The sequence below is a fragment of the Pseudobutyrivibrio sp. UC1225 genome (assembly GCF_900115215.1).
In the GTDB taxonomy this organism is placed as follows: Bacteria; Bacillota; Clostridia; order Lachnospirales; family Lachnospiraceae; genus Pseudobutyrivibrio.
Window position 1 is genome coordinate 1 of sequence record NZ_FOVQ01000001.1, and the last position, 20,732, is coordinate 20,732.

A 20,732-nucleotide genomic window follows, 5' to 3' on the forward strand; every position below is an offset into this window, starting at 1 on the left:
ATGAAATATACACTTCAATGTATAGAACGTAGGCTAGTAAAATGGGCAATGTGTAAATATAAGAACCTTCGTGGTCATAGAAGACGGGCAGAAAAATGGCTCACGTCTGTAAGAAAACGAGAGCCGAGATTGTTTGCACACTGGAGCAAAATGTATTCGTATTGTTAGATGATAAGAGCCGTATGAAGGGAGACCTTCACGTACGGTTCTGTGAGAAGTTTGAGGTGAAAATCCTCCTACTTACTCGACTGAGAGGTCGGGAGATTAATTAAATCTCCCTCCTACTCGATTTTTTAAAATGAGATTAATCAAATGTTTTATCTCATAAAAATCCATAGAAATTGTACATTTTTTAAACATCATATGTTTTTTTTGTGAAACCTCTTAACCAATTAAAACGTATGGGTATATAATTTTTTAAACGGAATTATTAGCCATTAATTTAAATGGGGGGTGCGCAATGGGAACAGAAGAAAGGCAAGAGAAAATAAAACAGAGGCTTGATAAAAATCTTACAGCTGAGCAAAAGGAAAATCTTAAAGCTGTTGGAAAGGTTGTTGAAAATAATAAAGGCAACTTTTTCCAATCAATTTCTTTTCAAAACATAATTGTAAATGTTGCTATACTTGCGGCATTTATAATATATGCAGTGATTTCCAACTCAGATATGCAAAGCTTAAAGTCACTGGTTTTAGTAGCAAGTGAAAACGAACTTATTTGCGCACAGGAATCGGCTGCATTACGTCAAGATGTAGTTCATATTTCAGCTGAAATTAATCGTACATTAGGACAACTTGAGGCAGGCAAGGAAATGCCAGCTGAAGAATTTGCGGATATGGAAGGTTATATGAATGATATTGGCTCTCATCTTGATTATTTGGATGCTAGTATACTGGTTGGAAACCTACCAGATGGGCAGGAGAGAGTTGATAATCTCAGAGCTAGCGCAGAGGCATTAGTTGCTGCAGCTGGTGCTATGGAAAACTTTATCATATCAGGTGATTTTACGGGAGCAATTGGCTGTGTATCTGGTGATTACGGAACAAGCCTTGTTGCAACAAATGATGCTTTAGATGCTATTGATGAGGGAATTAATTCTCTAAGCGTGGGCTTTGGCGCTTATTTGGATGGGTACATTGCCCAGGTTTCTGTAAAGGGATATATAGTCATGGCAATGGTTGTTGTCTTGATTATACTTAGCTTTGTACTTTCATTTGTTAGAATTAATAAGACTATACTTGGTATTTCATATGAATTGCAAGCTATCATTAATAATATCAATAAGGGCAAGGGCGATTTAACTGCCCGAATAAACACAAAAACAAAAACAGAGCTTGCACTTATATCTGATTGTATCAATCAGTTCTTAGGAACATTGCAGGGTGTAATCAGAGATGTTAAGGATGGAGCAACAGTTCTTACATCATCTGCAGATAGTGTTATTGTAAAGATCCAAAGTGCTAGTGATAATGTAACTAACACATCTGCAGCAATGGAAGAGCTGGCAGCATCTATGGAAAGTGTATCTGCAACAGCAGAGGATTTGAATGATAAGGTTCTTCAGGTTCGAGAGGCAACAGATGCAATTGACGCAGAGGCTAAAGCAGGTGCTGAAAAGGCTAATGAAATCAAAGATGCGGCTGATTCAATTAAGAAGGAAGCCAACAGTAAGAAGGATAATACTGGAAAGAAGATGGAAGAGCTGTCGAAGGTTCTTGAAGCTTCTGTTAAGGAATCTGAACAGGTTAATCAGATTGGCGACCTTACAAATGAAATTCTTGATATTGCCAGCCAGACAAATCTTCTTGCGCTTAATGCTTCAATCGAGGCCGCTCGTGCAGGTGAAGCTGGTAAGGGCTTCGCTGTAGTTGCAGATGAGATTAGTGCTCTTGCAGCAAATTCCCGCGATACAGCTGGTAACATTCAGGAGATTTCTTCTAAGGTTACTTCTGCAGTTAAGTCCCTTTCGGATAACGCTATTCAGGTTATTGACTTCATTAATGAAAATGTATTGGCTGACTACGATGCCTTTGTTGACACTGGTGTTAAGTATGAGAACACTGCTACAATGATAGAGGAGATGCTTGGAACCTTCTCTGAGAAGGCTGATAATCTAAATTTTGTAATGAATGAGATGGCTGACAGAATTGAGAGTATTTCAAGTTCTGTACAGGAAAGCTCAAGTGCGATTGGAATGAGTGCAGCTTCAGCAACTGAGATTGTTGGGGAAATCCAAGGCATTACAGAGGCTATGGATCAAAACAATGAAGTTACAAAGCAGCTCAATGCATCAACTCAGAAATTCGAGATAGTATAGGTTTTTGATTTTCCTCAGAAAATCAAGAACCGGACATGGACCAATATTTTCTGAAAGAAAATATTGCTTGGCAAAGCCAAGTTCTTGTGGGCTTTTTCCTTAAGTAGCCCACAAGAAGTCATAAATTTACGCCGCAAGTTACACTCTCAATCCTAGGCATTAAGACTCTTGCTACGGCTACAAGCCTTAGGTTTCTCTGTTCGACTACATGTCTCAATGAGAAACCAAAGAGCTTGATACCTACAAGAGGGATTGATAGTTACTTGCGGCTTAGTTTATGGCTACGCTTTGGTTAATCGATTGACTTTGCATTGTTGTACGATTATAATTACTTTACCACTTTTAATTGCTAAAGCGGAACGACATACTTAGGAGGATACGAAAGATGAAAGAGGTTTCAAAGCTTCTTGCTGTGCGAGAAAGCGTACGTGTAGTTGATGCAACTTTGAGAGATGGAGGTCTTGTAAATGATTTCTATTTCACTGATGAGTTTGCAAAGGCTCTTTATTTGACTAATGTTAAGGCGGGAGTTGACTACATGGAAATGGGCTATCGTGCTGATAAGGAGCAGTTCGATGAGTCGAAGTTTGGACCATGGAAGTTTTCATCTGATGACTATATTAGAAAAATAGTTGGAGATAATAATACTGACTTAAAGCTTGCTATCATGGCTGATGTTGGCCGTTGCAACTACAAGGAGGATATTCACCCAAAGGCTGAAAGCCCGGTTGATTTGATTCGTGTGGCAACCTATCTTCACCAGTTACCAGGTGCTATCGAAATGATAGAAGATGCTGACAAGAAGGGCTACGAGACAACCTGTAATATTATGGCTATCTCTACTGCATCAATGGAGGATGTAAAGGCTGCTCTTGATATTGTTTGCCAGACTCCAATTTCCTGCATTTATATTGTAGATAGCTACGGTTCACTCTATCCAGAACAGATTGAGCGTATCGCAGATGTTTACTGCAACGCAGCCGCTAAATATGGTAAGAAGGTTGGTATGCATGCTCACGACAATCAGAAGCTTGCATTCGCAAATACTATAGAGGCTGTTGGAGATAATGTTGATTATCTTGATGCTACATATTGCAGCATGGGACGTGGTGCAGGAAATTGTGCCATGGAGCTACTTTTAGGATTTTTAAAGAATCCTAAGTATAAAGAAAGATATGCCATCAAGTTTGTAGAGGACTTTATGCTTCCTCTAAAAGAGCAGGGAGTTGTATGGGGCTACGATATGCAGTATCTTACAACAGGTCTTTTAAATCAGCATCCTAGAACTGCTATAGAGTTTACTAAGCAGGGCAGAAAGGATTACTTTGCTTTCTACCAGGAGATGCTTAATTTAGATTAATAATTTATAGTGCGCTTAATAGCTTTTTTGCTATTTCAGTCCAGGTATGGTTTTTTGAAGCTACTTCATAGCCTTCCTGGGCTATTTTTTTGAGCTTATCCAAGTCTTTTAGGTTTTCATCTACTATAAATGCAGCTTCATCAATATCTTTTAGGTCATAGAATAAAATGTTCTGACCGTCTTTATATTCTTTTTCAAGCAGAGTTGTAGGGTCTGTGAGAGTGACAGCACCATTAAGCTGGGAAGAGAATACTCGATCATGACTTCCAGACTTGAAATTTGGCATGATATTTACAGAGATTTTAGCCTTCGTAAATACGGTAAAGGTAAGATTAAAAGGGATTTCTCTGTGGATTGTGGCGTGCTTAAGCGGAAGCTCTTCCCAAAGAGCTCCAAAAAGATGAAGAGGGTGTTCACATTTATCCAGTGCTTCCACCAGCTTTTTTCTGTTTAGACAGCGCACGTAGGCATCTGCAAGATAAAAGGTTTGCGTGTGAAGTGGTTTATCTAGATTTATATAGTCGTAGATTTCTGTCTCAGATAATGTATCTACGGCTTCTTCTATAGTAAGGTCACTGTCTGCTTTTAACATTTCTATAAGCTCATAGACGGTTTCTGCTACAGGTGCTGGCATTTTATTGATAGCTGTTTCAAGCCTTTCTGGCGCAGTATATGTGCCTGAAAAAAGAATATCGTATTTACGGTTTTCAAAATCCTCCCAGTCAATATTATCTTTACCAAAAGCTAGTTCACCGGTCATAGGGGTGACGGTAACAGATTTTATGTGAGGATAGTATTTTTCAATATATTTCTTGTGATTATCATCCAGGCAAACAACATGAAAGTTGGTCAGCTTATGTTTTAGTGAATCGTGGTGATATAAAGGATGATCTAAAATTACATCAAAAAATGGTGCATCAACATGATCCAGAAAATGGGAATCGTCATCCATAAGAGCTCTAGGCAGGTCAGAATTGAAATCAATAAGAGCGTCATAGTGCTTTCCTACATATTGCTCTAAATCATCGAGGGTATTTTCGTCTACCTTGAAATATTCAACATTATGCCCTAATTTTGTCAAAGCAGCACCGAGAGAGTCTCCGAAATAGAGATAGGAATTGTAACAGACGGTTTTCATTTCGAAAATCAAAAAGTTCATAATCTCACCCCCTATGTTTAACCAAATTTTAACATACTTTTTACTCACTATGATATACTTTGTATTAAGAAGAGAAAGGGGAATCTATGATTAAAGCGGCTGCGTATAATTGCGAACCACTACAAAATCCATTTATTTTTGACGAAGTCTACGATATGATTAGCCCTCAGCGCAGGGCTCACGTGGATGAAGCCAAGACCCTCAAGGGAAAGTGCGAGAGACTCGGCGCGTCCCATCTTTTGGAAAAGCTATTGTGGGAAAACCACATTCAAAGACCTTACGTTTATTCAAACACTTCACAGGGCAAACCTATTTTTCTACAGCCAAAGAACGTGGACTTCAGTATAAGCCATGCAGATTTTTTTGCGGTAGCGGCTATATCTGATAAGCCAGTTGGAATCGATGTAGAAAGAATAAGGCCTTATGATCCAGATTTGGTAAAACGCTTTTTTACGAAGTATGATTTAGAACTTTTAGAGTCGGTAAAGAAGGCGGAGGTTAATAAGAAATTCACTGAGGTATGGACCTTTAAAGAGGCCACCTGCAAGATGATGGACAGGCCGTTGATGCAGGTACTACAGTGGGTAGATTACAGTGAATACTGTGACTGCGAAAAGGGCAATGTGGAATGGACAAAACAAGGCTTCGAGTTTAGGGATTATTACATCACCCTTTGCTATGAAGACAAAAGACAGCCTATTCAGATGGGTCTATATAATCCGTATGACGGGAAGTACTACTAAATAACCTTTGGGGTACTTCCTTTTTTATATTATTATTTAATAAATATTCAAGTTCGTATTGACATATAGATGGTTTGTGATAGAATTCTATTTAGTTTCATGCTTCACAGTAGTGAAGTGGAAAAGGAGTATAATTTATGGAATCTACAAAAGTTCTTTCAATATTAGTTGAAAACACACCAGGTCTGGCAAGCCGAATTTCTGGCTTATTCTCACGCAGAGGTTACAATATTGATAGTTTTTCATCTGGAGTCACAGCTGACCCTAGATACACCAGAGTTACAATTGTTACTCATGGTGATGAGCAGGTTCTTGATCAGATTGAAAAGCAGGTTTCAAAGCTTACAGATGTTGTTGATTTGAAGGTTTTGGAACATGGTATGTCTGTTAAGAGAGAACTTATGCTTGTAAAGATTTCTGCTAGAAATACAGACAGACAGGATGTGCTTACAATAGTTGAGATTTTCCATGGCAAGGTTGTTGATGTTACACATGATTCAATGATTCTTGAGGTTACTGGAAATCAGGATAAGTTGGCAGCATTTTTAGATATGCTTGCGGATTACGATATTTTGGAGCTCGCGAGAACTGGAGTTACAGGTCTTACAAGAGGCTCCGATGATGTTGTAATTTTATAATACAAACAAAAGTAGGAGGATAAAAGAATGTCACAGGAAGCAAAGATCTATTATCAGGAAGATTGCAATCTTTCATTATTGAAAGGTAAGACAATAGCTATTATCGGTTATGGTAGCCAGGGTCACGCACACGCACTCAACCTTAAGGAGAGTGGATGTGATGTCATTATCGGTCTTTACGAAGGCTCTAAGTCATGGGCTAAGGCTGAGAAGCAGGGACTTACAGTTTACACAGCAGCAGAAGCAGCTAAGAAGGCTGATATCATTATGATTCTTATCAACGATGAGAAGCAGGCTGATATGTACAAGAAGGACATCGAGCCAAACCTTGAGGCTGGTAACATGCTTATGTTTGCTCATGGTTTCAACATCCACTTTGGCTGCATCAAGCCACCAGCTGATGTTGATGTTACTATGATTGCTCCTAAGGGACCAGGCCACACAGTTCGTTCTGAGTACCTTGCAGGTAAGGGGGTTCCTTGTCTTGTTGCTGTAGAGCAGGATGCTACAGGTAAGGCTCTTGACCTTGCACTTGCATATGCGCTTGGTATCGGCGGTGCTCGCGCTGGTGTTCTTGAGACTACATTCAGAACAGAGACAGAGACAGACCTCTTTGGTGAGCAGGCAGTTCTTTGTGGTGGTGTTTGCGCTCTTATGCAGGCAGGTTTCGAGACTCTTGTTGAGGCAGGCTATGATCCAAGAAATGCATATTTTGAGTGTATCCATGAGATGAAGCTTATTGTAGACCTTATCTATCAGTCAGGCTTTGCAGGAATGAGATATTCTATTTCAAATACAGCTGAGTATGGTGATTATGTAACAGGTCCTAAGATCATCACAGACGAGACAAAGAAGGCTATGAAGAAGATTCTTTCAGATATCCAGGATGGTACATTTGCTAAGGAATTCCTTCTTGATATGTCACCTGCTGGACGTCAGGTTCATTTCCAGGCTATGAGAAAGCTTGCAGCTGAGCACCCATCTGAGAAGGTCGGCGAAGAAGTTAGAAAGCTTTATAGCTGGAATAATGAAGAAGATAAGTTCATTAACAACTAATTATAACTGTTTTCTATTCCAAAGGAATAGAAAAAGTTATACTGGAAGCCCCAAATTGCCGTAGGCAATTTTTAAAAATGGGGCTGACTGTCCTTAGAAAAAAGGGGTAATATCATTTATTGATATTACCCCATAATATTATGCTTCTCTATAATTTTTGTTTCTGAAAAATTTATATAAGTGAGATGATATTTTTATTTCAGTATATATATCTGCGTACTCTCTAGGTGAGTATTCAGAAACAAAGTTTGTGGGGAACTTCCTCTTCATGCCACGCGAACGACACAGGTCTACGGCCTTGTTGTAGGCTATGGCAGCCTTTGCTTCGCTGGAGTATCGTCCTACTATGAAGTCTCCATTTAGATGAATTTTGGCAACGTACTTTACTTTGCCTTTTTTTTCTTCTTTTGAGACCCCGTGATATTTATTTACAAGTATGATGTTGGAATATCGTAAATCCGTATCATCTCCGTTGGCAAATTTGTAATCACGATCCTTTACACTGTAAGGTTTTATTCCATAGCGACCAAGAATGTTGTATTGCATTCCGTAGTCACTTACAAACATGTGCCCACCGCGGTTTTGAATTTTGTGAGTTGAGTAGTAGAACAAATCATCATTATCAAATTTAAGAACAGTGGACGCATCCAAATAGTATACAAAATAATTTCTTTGAAGATAGATAGGATTCTTAATATAAATCTTATTATCTCTATAATTTATAAGAGTGACCACCTTATCGAAAGGTAAATCTTTTATTACGTTTTGATAGGAGAGCAAGGTGATTTTATTATCCTTTAGAAGCTTCCAGGCTTCCTTGTAAGCGCGGTTGCACTGAGCTTCAGTGTTATAACTTCCGATGCTGATGTGCTTTCCGTTATAGGTAATGTTTCCACGGTAGTAGGAAGTACCATTTTTTCGTGTTGCTTCATAAACGCCAGGCTTCATCGTTTGCCTCCTTTTTTATGACTATTATTATTTTACCCTTTTGCGAAAGTGAAAGTATTAAAATTCTATGAAAAATTTGATGACAAATTCTAAAAAACAAGCCTTTAGAGAGGGCTTTAAAGATGGTATTCCAATAGGACTTGGATATTTCGCAGTGGCGTTTTCTCTTGGAATACTAGCTAGAAACGCAAGCTTTACACCTCTTCAGGGCTTTATAAATTCCTTTTTGAATCACGCCAGTGCGGGGGAGTATGCAGTTTATACTGTTGCTGCAGCTGCCTCTGGATTTATAGAGATGGCTATTATGACCCTTGTGGTCAACGCAAGATATTTGCTTATGTCCACAGCACTCAGCCAGAAGTTTGATGAGTCCACATCAATGCTGGATAGAATATTGGTTGGTTTTACTGTTACAGATGAATTATTCGCAATTACGATAAAGCGCCCAGGGTTCATCGAGCCAATATATAATTACGGTGCATTTCTTATTGCGGCGGTATGTTGGTCTGCTGGAACTTCCTGTGGAATTGTGGCAGGAGAGCTTATGCCAGTTAGACTTGTTAGTGCATTATCGGTTGCTTTGTATGGAATGTTTTTAGCCTGCATTATGCCAGAAGCTAGAAAGCATAGAATAGTGGCAGTTTTGATTCTGATTTCCTTTGTTTTAAGTTACATTGCTTCCAGATTATCTGTATTTGCTAGCATTTCTGCTGGCACGAAAACTATTATTCTCACAGTTGTGATAGCTTCTGTGGCTGCTATTTTATTTCCCCATCCGGAGGTAGAAGACGATGACTAATACCTATATGTATATATTGGTGGCTGCAGTTGTCAGCACCCTGATTAGGGTTTTGCCAGTCACTGTTTTTCGAAAGCCAATTAAAAACCGATTTGTAAGGTCATTTCTTTACTATGTACCATATGTCACACTTGCAGTAATGACTTTCCCTGCCATCATCGATGCCACCCAAAATAAAATCGCAGGCATCCTGGCGTTGATTTGTGGAACAATAGCAGCATGGCTTAATCAGTCACTTTTTAGGGTAGCATGTATATGTTGTGCTGTTGTTTTTATATGTGAACTTGTTTTATGTTAGTAAGGAATTGCAGGTCCAGCTTAATGGCTGGGCCGTTTTTATTTAGTAAAAGATAACACTGTGTAGAAATTTAAAGCTTTATAATAGAATTTTATATTTATGTCTAAACTGTGAACTGATAATATTTATGTAGATAAAAGAGGTATGCAGCCGGGGGGCTGCTAACATCAATTTTAGGAGGAGAAGGAAATGAAAAAAAGAGTTCTAAGTTTAATGCTCACAGCACTCATGACTATGGGGCTTGCAGTTGGATGTGGACCTGCTGATACAGGAGCAGCTCCTGATGCAGCAACAGACACTGCTAGCGAAACAGTGGAAGATTCAGAGACACCATTAGCTGGTGGCAAGAAGGTTGCAGTGGCAATGCCTACACAGTCTTCTGAGAGATGGATTAATGATGGTAGCAACATGAAGGAAAAGCTTGAGGCGCTTGGCTATGAAGTTGACCTTCAGTATGCTGAGGATGATGTACAGGCTCAGGTTTCTCAGATTGAGAACATGATTGCTGCTGGTGCAGATTGCTTAGTTATCGCAGCAGTTGATTCATCAGCTCTTGTAAATGTAGAGGCACAGGCAAAGGAAGCTGGTATTCCTATCATCGCTTATGATCGTCTTCTTATGGACACTGATGCTGTAAGCTACTATGCAACGTTCGATAACAAGGGTGTTGGTACAGCAATCGGTAAGTACATTGAAGAGTCTAAGGACCTTAAGAATGCAAAGGATTCTTATACAATTGAGTTCTTCATGGGTTCTCCAGATGATAACAACGCTGTAATGCTTTACAACGGACTTATGGAAGTTCTTCAGCCATATCTTGATAATGGCACATTAGTATGTAAGTCAGGAAGAACATCTTTCGAGGATACATGTATTCTTAGATGGTCTCAGGAAGGTGCTCAGAAGAACTGTGAAGATTACCTTACAGGTTTCTATGCTAATGACAAGTTAGATATCTGCGCTACAGCTTTTGATGGTTTCGCTTATGGATGTAAGGCAGCTCTTGAGGGAGCAGGCTACAAGGTAGGCGAGGATTGGCCACTTATCACAGGTCAGGATGCTGAGCTTATGGCTACAAAGAACATCATCGCTGGTTCTCAGACAATGTCTATCTACAAGGATACACGTCTCCTTGCTGACAAGTGTGTAACAATGGTTCAGGCAGTTCTTGAAGGCTCAGAGCCAGAGATCAACGATACAGAGCAGTATGACAATGGAAAGCTTGTTGTTCCTTCATACCTCTGCACACCTGTTGCAGTTGACAAGGATAACTACAAGGAAATCATTGTAGATGGTGGTTACTATACTGAAGAGCAGTTAGCAAATTAGTTAGTTGATTAATTGTAGTGGCGGCTTATTATAAGTCGCCACTATTTATAAGAAGGAGAAGTTAATATGTCAGATTACATCTTGGAAATGAAGCATATCACAAAAGAGTTTTCTGGGGTGAAGGCTCTTGATGATGTAAATCTGCAGGTGAAAAAGGGAGAAATCCATGCTCTTTGTGGAGAAAATGGAGCTGGTAAGTCTACACTGATGAATGTACTTTCTGGAGTGTATCCTTACGGTACCTATGAGGGTGACGTTGAGTATCATGGTGAGGTTTGTAAATTCCATAACCTTAGGGATTCAGAAGCCAAGGGTATTGTTATTATTCATCAGGAGCTTGCATTAAGTCCCCTTCTTTCCATTGCAGAAAACGTATTCTTAGGTAATGAACAGCTTTCCATGAAGGGTGTTATAGACTGGACAAAGACAAGACAGCGTGCCCAGGAAATGCTTGCTAAGGTTGGACTGGAAAATGAAAATGTAAATGCCCCTGTAAATTCACTCGGTGTTGGAAAACAGCAGCTGATTGAAATTGCAAAGGCTATGGCAAAAAAGGTAGAGCTTCTCATTTTGGATGAGCCAACAGCAGCCCTTAATGATGAAGAATCCAGAAAGCTTCTGGATATTATGTTGGAGCTTAAGAAACAGGGAATTACCTGCATTATCATTTCTCATAAGCTTAATGAGATAAGCTATGTTGCAGATGCAGTTACTATCATTCGTGATGGTAAAACTATTGAGACTCTTGTAAAGGGAGTTGATGATTTCTCTGAGGATAGAGTTATCAAGGCCATGGTAGGTCGTGAGCTTACAAACAGATATCCTGTACGAGAGGGTGTCACAATTGGTGATACAATTTTTGAGGTTAAGAACTGGAATGTTTATCATCCAGATGATGCAAATCGTCAGGTTCTTAAAGACATTAACATTGAAGTTAAGGCAGGAGAGGTAGTTGGTCTGGCAGGACTTATGGGTGCTGGTAGAACAGAGTTTGCCATGAGTGTTTTTGGACACAGCTACGGACAGAAAATCTCAGGTACAGTAAAGATTAATGGAAAGGAAGTTAATCTTCATACTGTTAAAGATGCTATTGATAACAAGCTTGCTTACGTTACTGAAGATAGAAAAACAAATGGACTTATCCTGATTGGTGATATCAAGGAAAATATGACAATTGCAGCCCGTCCAAAGTTCTTCGCAAAGCGCGGTGTTATCAATGGAAATGAGGAGATTTTAGCTGCAGAAGAATATAAAAAGAAAATTAACGTAAAAGCGAATTCCATCAATCAGGTGGTTGGTTCACTTTCTGGTGGTAACCAGCAAAAGGTTGTGCTTGCAAAGTGGATGCTTACTCAGCCAGATGTTTTGATTTTGGATGAGCCAACACGAGGCATCGATGTAGGTGCTAAATACGAAATATACTGCGTCATTAATGAACTTGCAAAGCAGGGAAAGGCGGTAATTGTAATTTCATCAGAAATGCCTGAAATTATTGGTACCTGCGATAGAATCTATGTCATTAATGAGGGAGAGATTGCGGGCGAGCTTTCAAAAGAAAATGTATCGCAGGAGAAAATCATGCAATGCGTAATGGCCCACAATAGAAAGGATGATGGAAATGGAAAATAAGAGAGTTAATTTAGACATGAAACAATATGGCATGTTCATTGCTCTTATTGTTATTTATTTGATATTCGCCCTTCTTACAGGGGGCAAAAACCTTACACCAATGAACATTAACAACCTTGTTATGCAGAACGGCTATGTAGTCATTCTTGCGATAGGTATGTTGCTTTGTGTATTAACTGGTAATGTAGATCTTGGTGTTGGTTCGGTAGTTGCTCTTTGTGGTGCCACAGCTGGTATCATGATGATGGACTTAAAGATGAATATGTGGGTTGCCATTTTAGCAGCTCTCGTAATTGGTCTTTTGGTTGGTATGTTTGCTGGTTTCTTCATTGCTTACCTCAGCATTCCACCATTCGTAGTAACACTTGCTACCATGCTTATGGGTCGTGGCCTTACCTATACACTTTTACAGGCTCAGACAAAAGGACCACTTCCAACAGAGTACAACTTTATTGGAGCAGGCTTCCTTCCAACCTACAAGATTTTCTTTGGAGATGGAATTCTTGATTTAGTTTCAATTGCAGTTGCTATTATTGCTTCTGCAGCACTTATCTGGTCAGAGCTTAAAGAAATTAAGACAAAGAAAAAGTACAACTTTGCACTTGCTCCAGCTTGGCAGACAATATTAAAGGTTGCAATCGAGCTTTTCATTCTTTGGTTCTTCCTTTACAAGCTTGCTCGTTACAACGGACTACCATTTGTACTTCTTATCATGGTTGTTCTCATTGCAATTTATGCTTTCGTTACAACAAAGACAGTAGCTGGTCGTCAGATTTATGCTCTTGGTGGTAACAGAAAAGCAGCAAACCTTTCAGGTATTGATACTAATAAGGTTTTCTTCTGGGTATACACTAACATGGGTGTTTTATCAGCTATCGCTGGTATCGTACTTTCAGCAAGAAACGGTTCATCTACACCAAAAGCTGGTGATGGTTTTGAGATGGATGCCATTGCATCATGCTACATTGGTGGTGCTGCTGTAGCCGGTGGTTCTGGTACAATTCTTGGAGCTGTTGTCGGTGCTTTCGTAATGGGTGTACTTAACAATGGTATGTCACTTTTTGGATGGTCAACTGATATCCAGAAAATCGTAAAAGGTGCGGTTCTTCTTGGTGCCGTAACAGTAGATGTAATGTCAAAACGTAAGAAGAATTAATGATTTTTAGGGGTGTCGCAAGGCACCCCTTTTGCTATAATATACATACAACGTATTCGGGGGAATAATGTATGTATAATGTGATGTTAGTTGATGACGAGGAAGAAGTGCGCCTCGCCATTGAAAAAAAGATTAATTGGGAAGAGTTGGGGTTCAAGGTGGTTGGCACAGCGGAGAATGGCTATGAGGCTCTTGATATGGCCTTGGAGCGTCGTCCAGATGTGGTGATGACCGATATTAATATGCCTTTCATGAATGGACTGGAGTTTTCCAAGCAGTTGAAGGCAGAGCTTCCAACTACAAAATTTGTTATTCTGACAGGTTATGATGAATTTGAATACGCCAAGGAAGCTATAGAGCTTGCCGTGGTGGAATATGTTCTTAAGCCTGTTAATTCTGATGAGCTATATCAGCTTTTTTCACGTCTTAAGGTTCGTCTTGATTACGAAGAGGAACAGAGACGTAATCTTGAAAATCTAGAGAAGTATTACCAGGAAACTTTTGCACAATTTAAAGATATCAATACCCATGACCTTGTTGAAAAAGCCAAGGTTTATATTGCTGAACATTTTAATGAGAGTGATTTGTCTGTTGATACTTTGTCTAATTATCTGAATGTTACTCCTAATTATTTTTCTTCTTTGTTTAGAAAAAAGACAGGCTATACATTCGTGACTTATCTTACAAATCTCAGAATGGAAAAAGCTAAGTGGTTACTTGATAATACAGATGAAAAAGCCTACATCATTGCAGGGCTTGTAGGTATAGAAGAACCAAACTATTTCAGCTACGTGTTCAAAAAGGCATATGGAATTTCGCCATCAAAGTATAGATTAAAAAAGGAACAATAAATGAAAGAACTAGACGTTAAAAGGCAATTGCACCGTGTTAAAAGAGCGTCTAAGAGAAGAAGCATTCAGTTGATTATTTCTTTATCATTTACCATTGTTTCAATCTTAAGTATGGCCTTTATGACCTTTGCCTTTTATACCAATTATATAAATACAGCAAAAGCTACAGCTATAGAAAATAATAAGCAGGTCATAGAGCAGATTAGCTGGAATCTCAATTCATATCTTAAGAATATGATGAGAATTTCGGACAGTATGTATTACAACGTAATAAAAGACCTAGACCTGACAAGCGACACCATGAACAATGAGATGGATCTTCTCTATGAGGCAAACAAGGATAATCTTATCAGTATTGCCTGCATTTCTCAGGATGGTGCTCTTATTTCTGCTGCTCCAATTGCCACCCGTAAGGCTGGTGTGGATTTTACAGATCAGGCTTGGTTTTACAGTACAGAGGAGCGCATAGAAAACTTCCATTTCTCAACTCCTCACGTACAAAATATGTTTGAAAGCAGTAATTATCGCTATTACTGGGTTGTTTCTCTTAGCCGAAGTATAGATCTTAATTACATGGGCTATAACAGGCGTGGAATCCTTTTGGTTGATATGAACTACTCTGCAATAGAGCAGATGTTTTCAAGAGTCAATGAAGGGGGAACAGGATACGTTTATCTAATAGATTCCGAAGGAGAGATTATTTATCATCCAAAGCAGAAGGCGATTTATACAGGTCTTGTAAATGAAAACAACACCTTGGCTGCCACCTATGAGGATGGAAATCATATTGAAAGATTCGAGGGAAAAGAGCGTTCTATTATCGTAAAGACGGTAGGATATACTGGCTGGAAAATAGTTTCTGTTGTTCCAATCAAAGATTTGGCGGCACCATATAACCAGCTGAGAGCTTTCATGCTTATTATTATTACCGTTACAATTTTCCTTATTGTTTTTGGAAACATTTTTATTTCAAAGATTGTAACAGATCCTATAAGAAGGCTGGAAGATTCTTTAAATTATATTGAGGATGGAAAATTTGATGAGTCAAATATTTATATAGGTGGTTCCCATGAAATCAGGCATCTAGGACGAACCATAAAATCTCTTGTTGGTCAGATGCACAAACTGATGGATGAAAGAGTAAAAGAACAGAAGGAAAAACGTAAATCCGAATTGAATGCTCTTCAGGCTCAGATTAATCCGCATTTTCTATATAACACTTTGGATTCTGTTATTTGGATGATTGAAGCTGAAAAATATCCTGAGGCAATTTCTATGATAAAAAGCCTTGCTTCTTTATTCAGAATAAGTCTTAGCAAGGGAAATAATATCATCACCATCAAGGATGAAATAACTCATGCAAGAAATTATCTGGCCATCCAAAAGGTACGCTATAAAAATCGTTTCGAAGCAAACATTGATATTGATCCAGAAATTGAAAACTGTGTAACCATTAAGCTTATCATCCAACCACTTATTGAAAATGCAATCTATCATGCAGTTGGCGAGATGGAGGATGATGGTTTAATCGATATAAAGGGCTATCAGAAGGATGGAGATATCTACATCGAGGTAATCGACAATGGCATGGGTATTCCTCAGGAGGTATTAGATAATTTACTTACGGAAAAGACCGAATCTAAGGGTAAGGGCTCTGGAATCGGCTTATGGAATATTAATCAGCGAATTAATCTTTATTTCAAGGAAGATTATGGTCTGGCTATGTACAGCGAGCTGGACGAAGGTACCAGAGCGGTTATTCGTTTGCCAAAGCTTACCATGGAAGAATATTTGGGAGGTGAAGGCAATGAGAAATAAAAAGCTTATTACAGGATTTATAGTAGCTGTTATTCTCCTTCTTGCAGTAGAGTCATATATCTACATTAACAATAGCAGACAACAGCGGCATCAGACAAAAATCACCTTTGTGGTAACAGGGGATAACCTTGATAATTATGAGAATATGATAGCTGGGGCAGAAACAGCTGCCATGGATGAGGATTGTTTTGTAGATTTCATTAATTCACCAACGGAGTATGGAGTTGATGGGGAAATAGACTTAATAGAGCGTCAATTGACTGAAGGCACGGATTACATAGTGACGGTTTCAAGCGACTATGAAGCCATGAAAGAATATGTTAAAAAGGCTAACATCTCTGGAAAGGTACTCTTTGTTAAAAATGGAAGCTATGGTGATTTGAAAAATTCAATAATGGTAGATGACAGGGAGCTTGCTGGAAATTTTGTAGACTATATACTTGAAAATTCAAAGGCTTCCAAATTGCTATTGGTTTCCACTAGAGAGGATGTCAATACCGATACATTAAGGGAGGAAATAGAGAGTGCACTTTCGGATTCGAATATAAAACTTGAGTACAGATTATTATCAGCTACCTCTGGTACTATCAATCAGAGTATGTATAATCTAGGACAATCCGGTTTTTTCGATGGTTTTATCACTTTGGATTTTGAGACTCTCGAAGCAGCGGCGAAGGCACAGTCTAAGCTGAAAAATAAGGTGGAGGTTTATTCTATCGATAATAGCAAGGAGGCAGTTTACTATTTGGATTCAAATTTGATAAATGCCCTTGCTTTTAAAGATGATTATTCTATGGGGTTCTTGGCTGTTAAGGAAGCGCTGACTGGCAATTTGCGAAATAAAATAGAGGCAGATGAAAAGCTTTATTATATTTCAGACAAGGAGACCATCCATTCAGATAAGTTGGAAAAGGTTTTGTTTCCGTTTGTTAAGTAGTTGGAGATTTACATGAAAAGAATTTTAATAGTATTGATATCAGCATTGATGCTTACAAGTTTTGTGGGTTGTACCAATTCTGACGAAAATGAGAAGAAAGACAGCATCAAGGTGGGCATAACAATGTACAATGAGTTTGACCCATTTACTGAGGATATCAGGCATAACATTGAGGACAATTTAATAAAATACCAGGAAGAATATGGAGTGGAGATCACATCAACGGTGTCCTATGCAGGCAAGAATCAGCTCCTTCAGAATGATCAGGTTCAGGATTTTATTGATAAGGGTTATGATGTAATATGCGTCAATCTGGTGGACCGTACTGATCCTTCAGTGATAATAGAAGCTGCAAAAGCCGCTGATATTCCTATCATCTTTTTTAACAGAGAGCTTGTAGAAGATGATTTAAAACGCTTTAATAAGCTTTATTATGTGGGGGCGCATCCAGAGGAAAGTGGAAAAATCCAGGGACAGATTGTTATTGATGCAGTAAATGAGAAGATGGATGAGGTAGATTTGAATCATGATGGTGTGATTCAGTATGTGATGCTGGAGGGAGAGCCTGGACATCAGGATGCCATTGTTCGAAGCAGAGTTTCAGTGGATACTATTACGGGTGCTGGAATTCAGCTTGAACGTCTGGGAGACGAAATTGCAAACTGGGACAGACAGCAGGCTCAGACTAAAGTTACCTCTCTTTTGGCAGGATATCCTCGTCATATAGAGTTGATTCTTGCAAATGATGATAATATGGCGCTTGGTGCTTTGGATGCACTTAAAAATTACGGTGTTCAGACTTTTCCGATGATTGTGGGCGTTAATGGTCAGGAAGAGGCACTTGATATGATTCAGGAAGGTCTAATGGAGGGTACAGTATTAAATGATTCTGCTGAAAAAGGGCATATTATTGCTAAAATGGCTGTAGGACTTGGGGTTTACGGAAAAGTTCCTGCTGATATTTCCCTTTACAATAACAAATATTATTATGTTCCATATCAAAAGATAGATAAAAATAATATTGCTAACATAGGCTTTAAAGGGTTATAATCTTTAAAGTCTATTATTATGTCTAAATATAAATTGCGGAGGTTTACATTGCTAGATAAATTAGAAAAAAAATTTGGTAAATATGCCATTCCAAATCTCATAGTTTACTTGCTTATTGGCTATGTGATTGGATATTTGCTTCAGTTTGGTCAGAAGTATACAGGGGTTCCATATCTCAACTATTTGACATTGGAGCCACACTATATTCTTAGAGGCCAGATTTGGAGACTAGTGTCATGGATTATTATTCCACCAGACACTTCCTTTATTTGGGCTATTATCATGTTTATGCTGTATTATCAGCTGGGATCAAGCCTTGAAAACACATGGGGGTCCTTCCGTTTTAATGTTTACATTTTTGGAGGAATGCTCTTTACAATAATAGGTGCTTTTATTACATATGCCATTTATGGGCCTACAGTACCAATTGGCCAGTTTATCAGCACTTATTACATTAACTTATCTATATTCCTTGCATTTTCTACTTGTTTTCCAGATATGCAGGTTATGTTATATTTCATCATTCCAGTGAAGATGAAATGGATGTCGATTTTCTATCTTGTTATAGTTGGATATTCAATCGTCAGCTATCTTATGGCAGGCTATTTATTTGCAGCTATGCCTATTATTGCATCGCTTTTAAACTGGTTTATTTTCTTTATGATGACCAGAAATCTCCAGCGCTACAATCCAAAGGACATTCATCGTAGAGCTGAGTTTAGACGTCAGGCCACACCGCCTCGTACACAGTACAGAGATGGCACACCTATCGCGCGTCACAAGTGTGCAGTTTGCGGACGCACTGAGATTTCAAACCCAGAGTTGGAATTCAGATTCTGCAGTAAGTGTAATGGAAATTATGAGTATTGCAGTGAGCATTTATTTACTCACCAGCACATTCAGCATTAATTAAAAAGTAATTTATAGAAGGGACTATATAAATAATGAGTGAAGAAGTAGTAAGCAAAAATTTTATCGAGCTTGAGATCGATAAGGACTTAAGGGAAGGAGTTTACGACCACGTTTGTACACGTTTCCCTCCAGAGCCTAATGGATATTTACATATAGGACATGCAAAATCAATTATCTTAAATTACGGTCTTGCTAAGAAGTACAATGGCGAGTTCCACATGAGATTTGATGACACAAACCCTACAAAAGAAAAGGTAGAGTTCGTTGATTCTATCAAGGCTGATATTCAGTGGCTTGGTGCAGATTGGGGCGAGCACCTTTATTTTGCATCAAATTATTTCGATAAAATGTATGAGGTTGCTGTTGACCTTATCAAGAAGGGCCTTGCTTATGTTTCAGACCTTACAGCAGAGGAAATGAGAGAGTACCGTGGTGATTTTGAGCACCCAGGTAAGGAAGATCCAAACAGAAATCGTTCAATCGAAGAGAACCTTCAGATGTTTGAGGATATGAAGAACGGTAAGTATGAGGATGGAAGCCACACACTTCGTGCAAAGATTGATATGGCTTCACCTAACATCAACATGCGTGATCCAATCCTTTACAGAGTTGCTCATATGACACATCACAACACAGGTGACAAGTGGTGCATCTATCCAATGTATGATTTTGCTCATCCACTTGAGGATGCGTTCGAAAATATTACACATTCTATTTGTACACTAGAGTTTGAAGATCACAGACCTCTTTATGACTGGGTAGTTAAGTCAGCTGGCTTTGCTAATCCACCTCGTCAGATTGAGTTCGCAAAGATGTACCTTACAAACGTTGTTACAGGTAAGCGTTATATCAAGAAGCTTGTTGAGGACGGAATTGTTGATGGATGGGATGATCCACGTCTAGTATCTATCGCAGCTCTTCGTCGTCGTGGCTTCACACCAGAGTCATTAAGAAAGTTCGTAGAGCTTTCTGGTGTATCAAAGGCTAATTCATCATCTGATTATGCTATGCTTGAGTACTGTATCCGTGAGGATCTTAAGACAAGCCGTAGCCGTGTAATGGCAGTCCTTGATCCAGTTAAGCTTGTTATTGATAACTATGAGAGTGATGAAGTAGAGTGGCTTGAGGCTCCAAATAACCTTGAGAATCCTGAGCTTGGTAGCCGTAAGGTTCCATTTGGTAAGGAACTTTACATCGATAGAGAGGATTTCATGATTGAGCCTCCAAAGAAATACTTCAGACTTTATCCAGGAAATGAAGTACGTCTCATGAATGCTTATTTTGTTACATGTACTTCATATGAGACTGATGAAAACGGCAATGTTACTTGCATTCACTGTACATACGACCCAGCTACAAAGGGTGGAGATGCTCCAGATGGCCGTAAGGTAAAGGGTACAATCCACTGGGTTGCAGCTAAGACTGCTCTTAATGCAGAAGTTCGTCTCTACGAAAATATTGTAGACGAGGAAAAAGGAGTGTATAATGAAGATGGTAGTTTGAATCTCAATCCAAACTCACTTACAGTTCTTAAAAACTGTCTTGTGGAGCCATCTTTAAAGGATGCAAAGGCATACGACAGTTTTCAATTTGTAAGACAGGGATTCTTCTGTGTAGATGCTAAGGATTCTAAGGAAGATGCTTTAGTATTTAACAGAATCGTGTCTTTAAAGAGTTCTTTTAAGTTACCTACAAATAACTAATTGTTTACTCACAAAGAAGAGGACGAGTT

At 38.9% G+C, this 20,732-nt stretch carries 18 protein-coding genes; 16 read left to right on the forward strand and 2 right to left on the reverse strand.

Going from position 1 to position 20,732, the window contains the following annotated elements; genetic code table 11:
* The first annotated feature begins 460 nt into the window (after positions 1 to 460).
* Both BMZ41_RS00010 and BMZ41_RS00015 read left to right on the forward strand, forming a co-directional pair.
* Complete coding sequence (locus tag BMZ41_RS00010) at positions 461 to 2,317, forward strand: methyl-accepting chemotaxis protein (RefSeq protein WP_090526255.1); 1,857 nt, start codon at positions 461 to 463, stop codon at positions 2,315 to 2,317.
* Positions 2,318 to 2,702: 385 nt separating this feature from the next.
* Positions 2,703 to 3,677, forward strand: coding sequence for an aldolase catalytic domain-containing protein (locus BMZ41_RS00015; protein WP_090526257.1), 975 nt, complete (start codon positions 2,703 to 2,705; stop codon positions 3,675 to 3,677).
* A 4-nt stretch (positions 3,678 to 3,681) separates the two neighbouring features.
* Here the strand turns inward: BMZ41_RS00015 and BMZ41_RS00020 are convergent, their stop codons facing one another.
* The gene (locus tag BMZ41_RS00020; RefSeq protein WP_090526259.1) at positions 3,682 to 4,836 is read right to left on the reverse strand and encodes a glycosyltransferase; all 1,155 of its coding nucleotides are present in this window, start codon (positions 4,834 to 4,836) and stop codon (positions 3,682 to 3,684) included.
* A gap of 155 nt (positions 4,837 to 4,991) precedes the next feature.
* On the opposite strand from BMZ41_RS00020, the gene BMZ41_RS00025 reads away from it, so the two are divergent.
* The 3 genes from BMZ41_RS00025 to ilvC all read left to right on the forward strand — a co-directional run bounded on the left by BMZ41_RS00025 (position 4,992) and on the right by ilvC (position 7,273).
* Positions 4,992 to 5,579: a 4'-phosphopantetheinyl transferase family protein gene (locus BMZ41_RS00025; protein ID WP_177184122.1), complete on the forward strand. Its 588-nt coding sequence runs from the start codon at positions 4,992 to 4,994 to the stop codon at positions 5,577 to 5,579.
* 137 nt (positions 5,580 to 5,716) lie between these two features.
* On the forward strand, positions 5,717 to 6,217 hold the full coding sequence (gene ilvN / locus BMZ41_RS00030; protein WP_090170574.1) for an acetolactate synthase small subunit: 501 nt from the start codon (positions 5,717 to 5,719) through the stop codon (positions 6,215 to 6,217).
* Positions 6,218 to 6,244: 27 nt separating this feature from the next.
* Entirely contained in the window at positions 6,245 to 7,273 is a 1,029-nt protein-coding gene (ilvC, locus tag BMZ41_RS00035; protein WP_090170576.1) for a ketol-acid reductoisomerase, read from the forward strand.
* 138 nt (positions 7,274 to 7,411) lie between these two features.
* On the opposite strand, the gene BMZ41_RS00040 is transcribed toward ilvC, so the two are convergent.
* Positions 7,412 to 8,221, reverse strand: coding sequence for a hypothetical protein (locus BMZ41_RS00040; RefSeq protein WP_090170578.1), 810 nt, complete (start codon positions 8,219 to 8,221; stop codon positions 7,412 to 7,414).
* A gap of 67 nt (positions 8,222 to 8,288) precedes the next feature.
* On the opposite strand from BMZ41_RS00040, the gene BMZ41_RS00045 reads away from it, so the two are divergent.
* From BMZ41_RS00045 to BMZ41_RS00095, 11 genes are all read left to right on the forward strand, one after another.
* On the forward strand, positions 8,289 to 9,020 hold the full coding sequence (locus BMZ41_RS00045; protein ID WP_090170580.1) for an AzlC family ABC transporter permease: 732 nt from the start codon (positions 8,289 to 8,291) through the stop codon (positions 9,018 to 9,020).
* Positions 9,013 to 9,318: an AzlD domain-containing protein gene (locus tag BMZ41_RS00050; protein WP_090170582.1), complete on the forward strand. Its 306-nt coding sequence runs from the start codon at positions 9,013 to 9,015 to the stop codon at positions 9,316 to 9,318. The genes BMZ41_RS00045 and BMZ41_RS00050 overlap by 8 nt, the downstream gene beginning before the upstream one ends.
* Positions 9,319 to 9,507: 189 nt before the next feature.
* Positions 9,508 to 10,647: a multiple monosaccharide ABC transporter substrate-binding protein gene (gene chvE, locus BMZ41_RS00055; protein ID WP_090526260.1), complete on the forward strand. Its 1,140-nt coding sequence runs from the start codon at positions 9,508 to 9,510 to the stop codon at positions 10,645 to 10,647.
* A gap of 66 nt (positions 10,648 to 10,713) precedes the next feature.
* Positions 10,714 to 12,276: a multiple monosaccharide ABC transporter ATP-binding protein gene (gene mmsA / locus BMZ41_RS00060; RefSeq protein ID WP_090170586.1), complete on the forward strand. Its 1,563-nt coding sequence runs from the start codon at positions 10,714 to 10,716 to the stop codon at positions 12,274 to 12,276.
* A complete protein-coding gene (gene mmsB / locus BMZ41_RS00065) occupies positions 12,266 to 13,432 on the forward strand; it encodes a multiple monosaccharide ABC transporter permease (RefSeq protein ID WP_090526262.1) in 1,167 nt (388 codons plus the stop codon). The genes mmsA and mmsB overlap by 11 nt, the downstream gene beginning before the upstream one ends.
* Before the next feature lie 71 nt (positions 13,433 to 13,503).
* A complete protein-coding gene (locus BMZ41_RS00070; RefSeq protein WP_090526264.1) occupies positions 13,504 to 14,283 on the forward strand; it encodes a response regulator transcription factor in 780 nt (259 codons plus the stop codon).
* The gene (locus BMZ41_RS00075; protein WP_090526265.1) at positions 14,284 to 16,101 is read left to right on the forward strand and encodes a sensor histidine kinase; all 1,818 of its coding nucleotides are present in this window, start codon (positions 14,284 to 14,286) and stop codon (positions 16,099 to 16,101) included.
* Positions 16,091 to 17,038 (forward strand): substrate-binding domain-containing protein, encoded by a 948-nt coding sequence (locus BMZ41_RS00080; RefSeq protein ID WP_177184123.1) that lies wholly within the window; start codon positions 16,091 to 16,093, stop codon positions 17,036 to 17,038. The genes BMZ41_RS00075 and BMZ41_RS00080 overlap by 11 nt, the downstream gene beginning before the upstream one ends.
* A gap of 12 nt (positions 17,039 to 17,050) precedes the next feature.
* The gene (locus BMZ41_RS00085) at positions 17,051 to 18,088 is read left to right on the forward strand and encodes a galactose ABC transporter substrate-binding protein (RefSeq protein ID WP_090526267.1); all 1,038 of its coding nucleotides are present in this window, start codon (positions 17,051 to 17,053) and stop codon (positions 18,086 to 18,088) included.
* Positions 18,089 to 18,106: 18 nt separating this feature from the next.
* A complete protein-coding gene (locus BMZ41_RS00090; protein ID WP_090526268.1) occupies positions 18,107 to 18,997 on the forward strand; it encodes a cation-translocating P-type ATPase in 891 nt (296 codons plus the stop codon).
* Positions 18,998 to 19,032: 35 nt separating this feature from the next.
* Positions 19,033 to 20,703, forward strand: coding sequence for a glutamine--tRNA ligase/YqeY domain fusion protein (locus tag BMZ41_RS00095; protein ID WP_090526269.1), 1,671 nt, complete (start codon positions 19,033 to 19,035; stop codon positions 20,701 to 20,703).
* Positions 20,704 to 20,732: the final 29 nt, after the last annotated feature.

What these genes read in the sequence shown, in the direction of transcription:
- BMZ41_RS00080 (WP_177184123.1), top strand. Translation starts at nt 16,091, where the DNA reads ATGAGAAATAAAAAGCTTATTACAGGATTTATAGTAGCTGTTATTCTC.
- ilvN (WP_090170574.1), top strand. Translation starts at nt 5,717, where the DNA reads ATGGAATCTACAAAAGTTCTTTCAATATTAGTTGAAAACACACCAGGT.
- BMZ41_RS00095 (WP_090526269.1), top strand. Translation starts at nt 19,033, where the DNA reads ATGAGTGAAGAAGTAGTAAGCAAAAATTTTATCGAGCTTGAGATCGAT.
- mmsA (WP_090170586.1), top strand. Translation starts at nt 10,714, where the DNA reads ATGTCAGATTACATCTTGGAAATGAAGCATATCACAAAAGAGTTTTCT.
- BMZ41_RS00040 (WP_090170578.1), bottom strand. Translation starts at nt 8,221, where the DNA reads ATGAAGCCTGGCGTTTATGAAGCAACACGAAAAAATGGTACTTCCTAC.
- BMZ41_RS00050 (WP_090170582.1), top strand. Translation starts at nt 9,013, where the DNA reads ATGACTAATACCTATATGTATATATTGGTGGCTGCAGTTGTCAGCACC.
- BMZ41_RS00085 (WP_090526267.1), top strand. Translation starts at nt 17,051, where the DNA reads ATGAAAAGAATTTTAATAGTATTGATATCAGCATTGATGCTTACAAGT.
- BMZ41_RS00025 (WP_177184122.1), top strand. Translation starts at nt 4,992, where the DNA reads ATGATTAGCCCTCAGCGCAGGGCTCACGTGGATGAAGCCAAGACCCTC.
- ilvC (WP_090170576.1), top strand. Translation starts at nt 6,245, where the DNA reads ATGTCACAGGAAGCAAAGATCTATTATCAGGAAGATTGCAATCTTTCA.
- mmsB (WP_090526262.1), top strand. Translation starts at nt 12,266, where the DNA reads ATGGAAAATAAGAGAGTTAATTTAGACATGAAACAATATGGCATGTTC.
- BMZ41_RS00045 (WP_090170580.1), top strand. Translation starts at nt 8,289, where the DNA reads ATGAAAAATTTGATGACAAATTCTAAAAAACAAGCCTTTAGAGAGGGC.
- chvE (WP_090526260.1), top strand. Translation starts at nt 9,508, where the DNA reads ATGAAAAAAAGAGTTCTAAGTTTAATGCTCACAGCACTCATGACTATG.
- BMZ41_RS00010 (WP_090526255.1), top strand. Translation starts at nt 461, where the DNA reads ATGGGAACAGAAGAAAGGCAAGAGAAAATAAAACAGAGGCTTGATAAA.
- BMZ41_RS00075 (WP_090526265.1), top strand. Translation starts at nt 14,284, where the DNA reads ATGAAAGAACTAGACGTTAAAAGGCAATTGCACCGTGTTAAAAGAGCG.
- BMZ41_RS00090 (WP_090526268.1), top strand. Translation starts at nt 18,107, where the DNA reads ATGTCTAAATATAAATTGCGGAGGTTTACATTGCTAGATAAATTAGAA.
- BMZ41_RS00020 (WP_090526259.1), bottom strand. Translation starts at nt 4,836, where the DNA reads ATGAACTTTTTGATTTTCGAAATGAAAACCGTCTGTTACAATTCCTAT.
- BMZ41_RS00015 (WP_090526257.1), top strand. Translation starts at nt 2,703, where the DNA reads ATGAAAGAGGTTTCAAAGCTTCTTGCTGTGCGAGAAAGCGTACGTGTA.
- BMZ41_RS00070 (WP_090526264.1), top strand. Translation starts at nt 13,504, where the DNA reads ATGTATAATGTGATGTTAGTTGATGACGAGGAAGAAGTGCGCCTCGCC.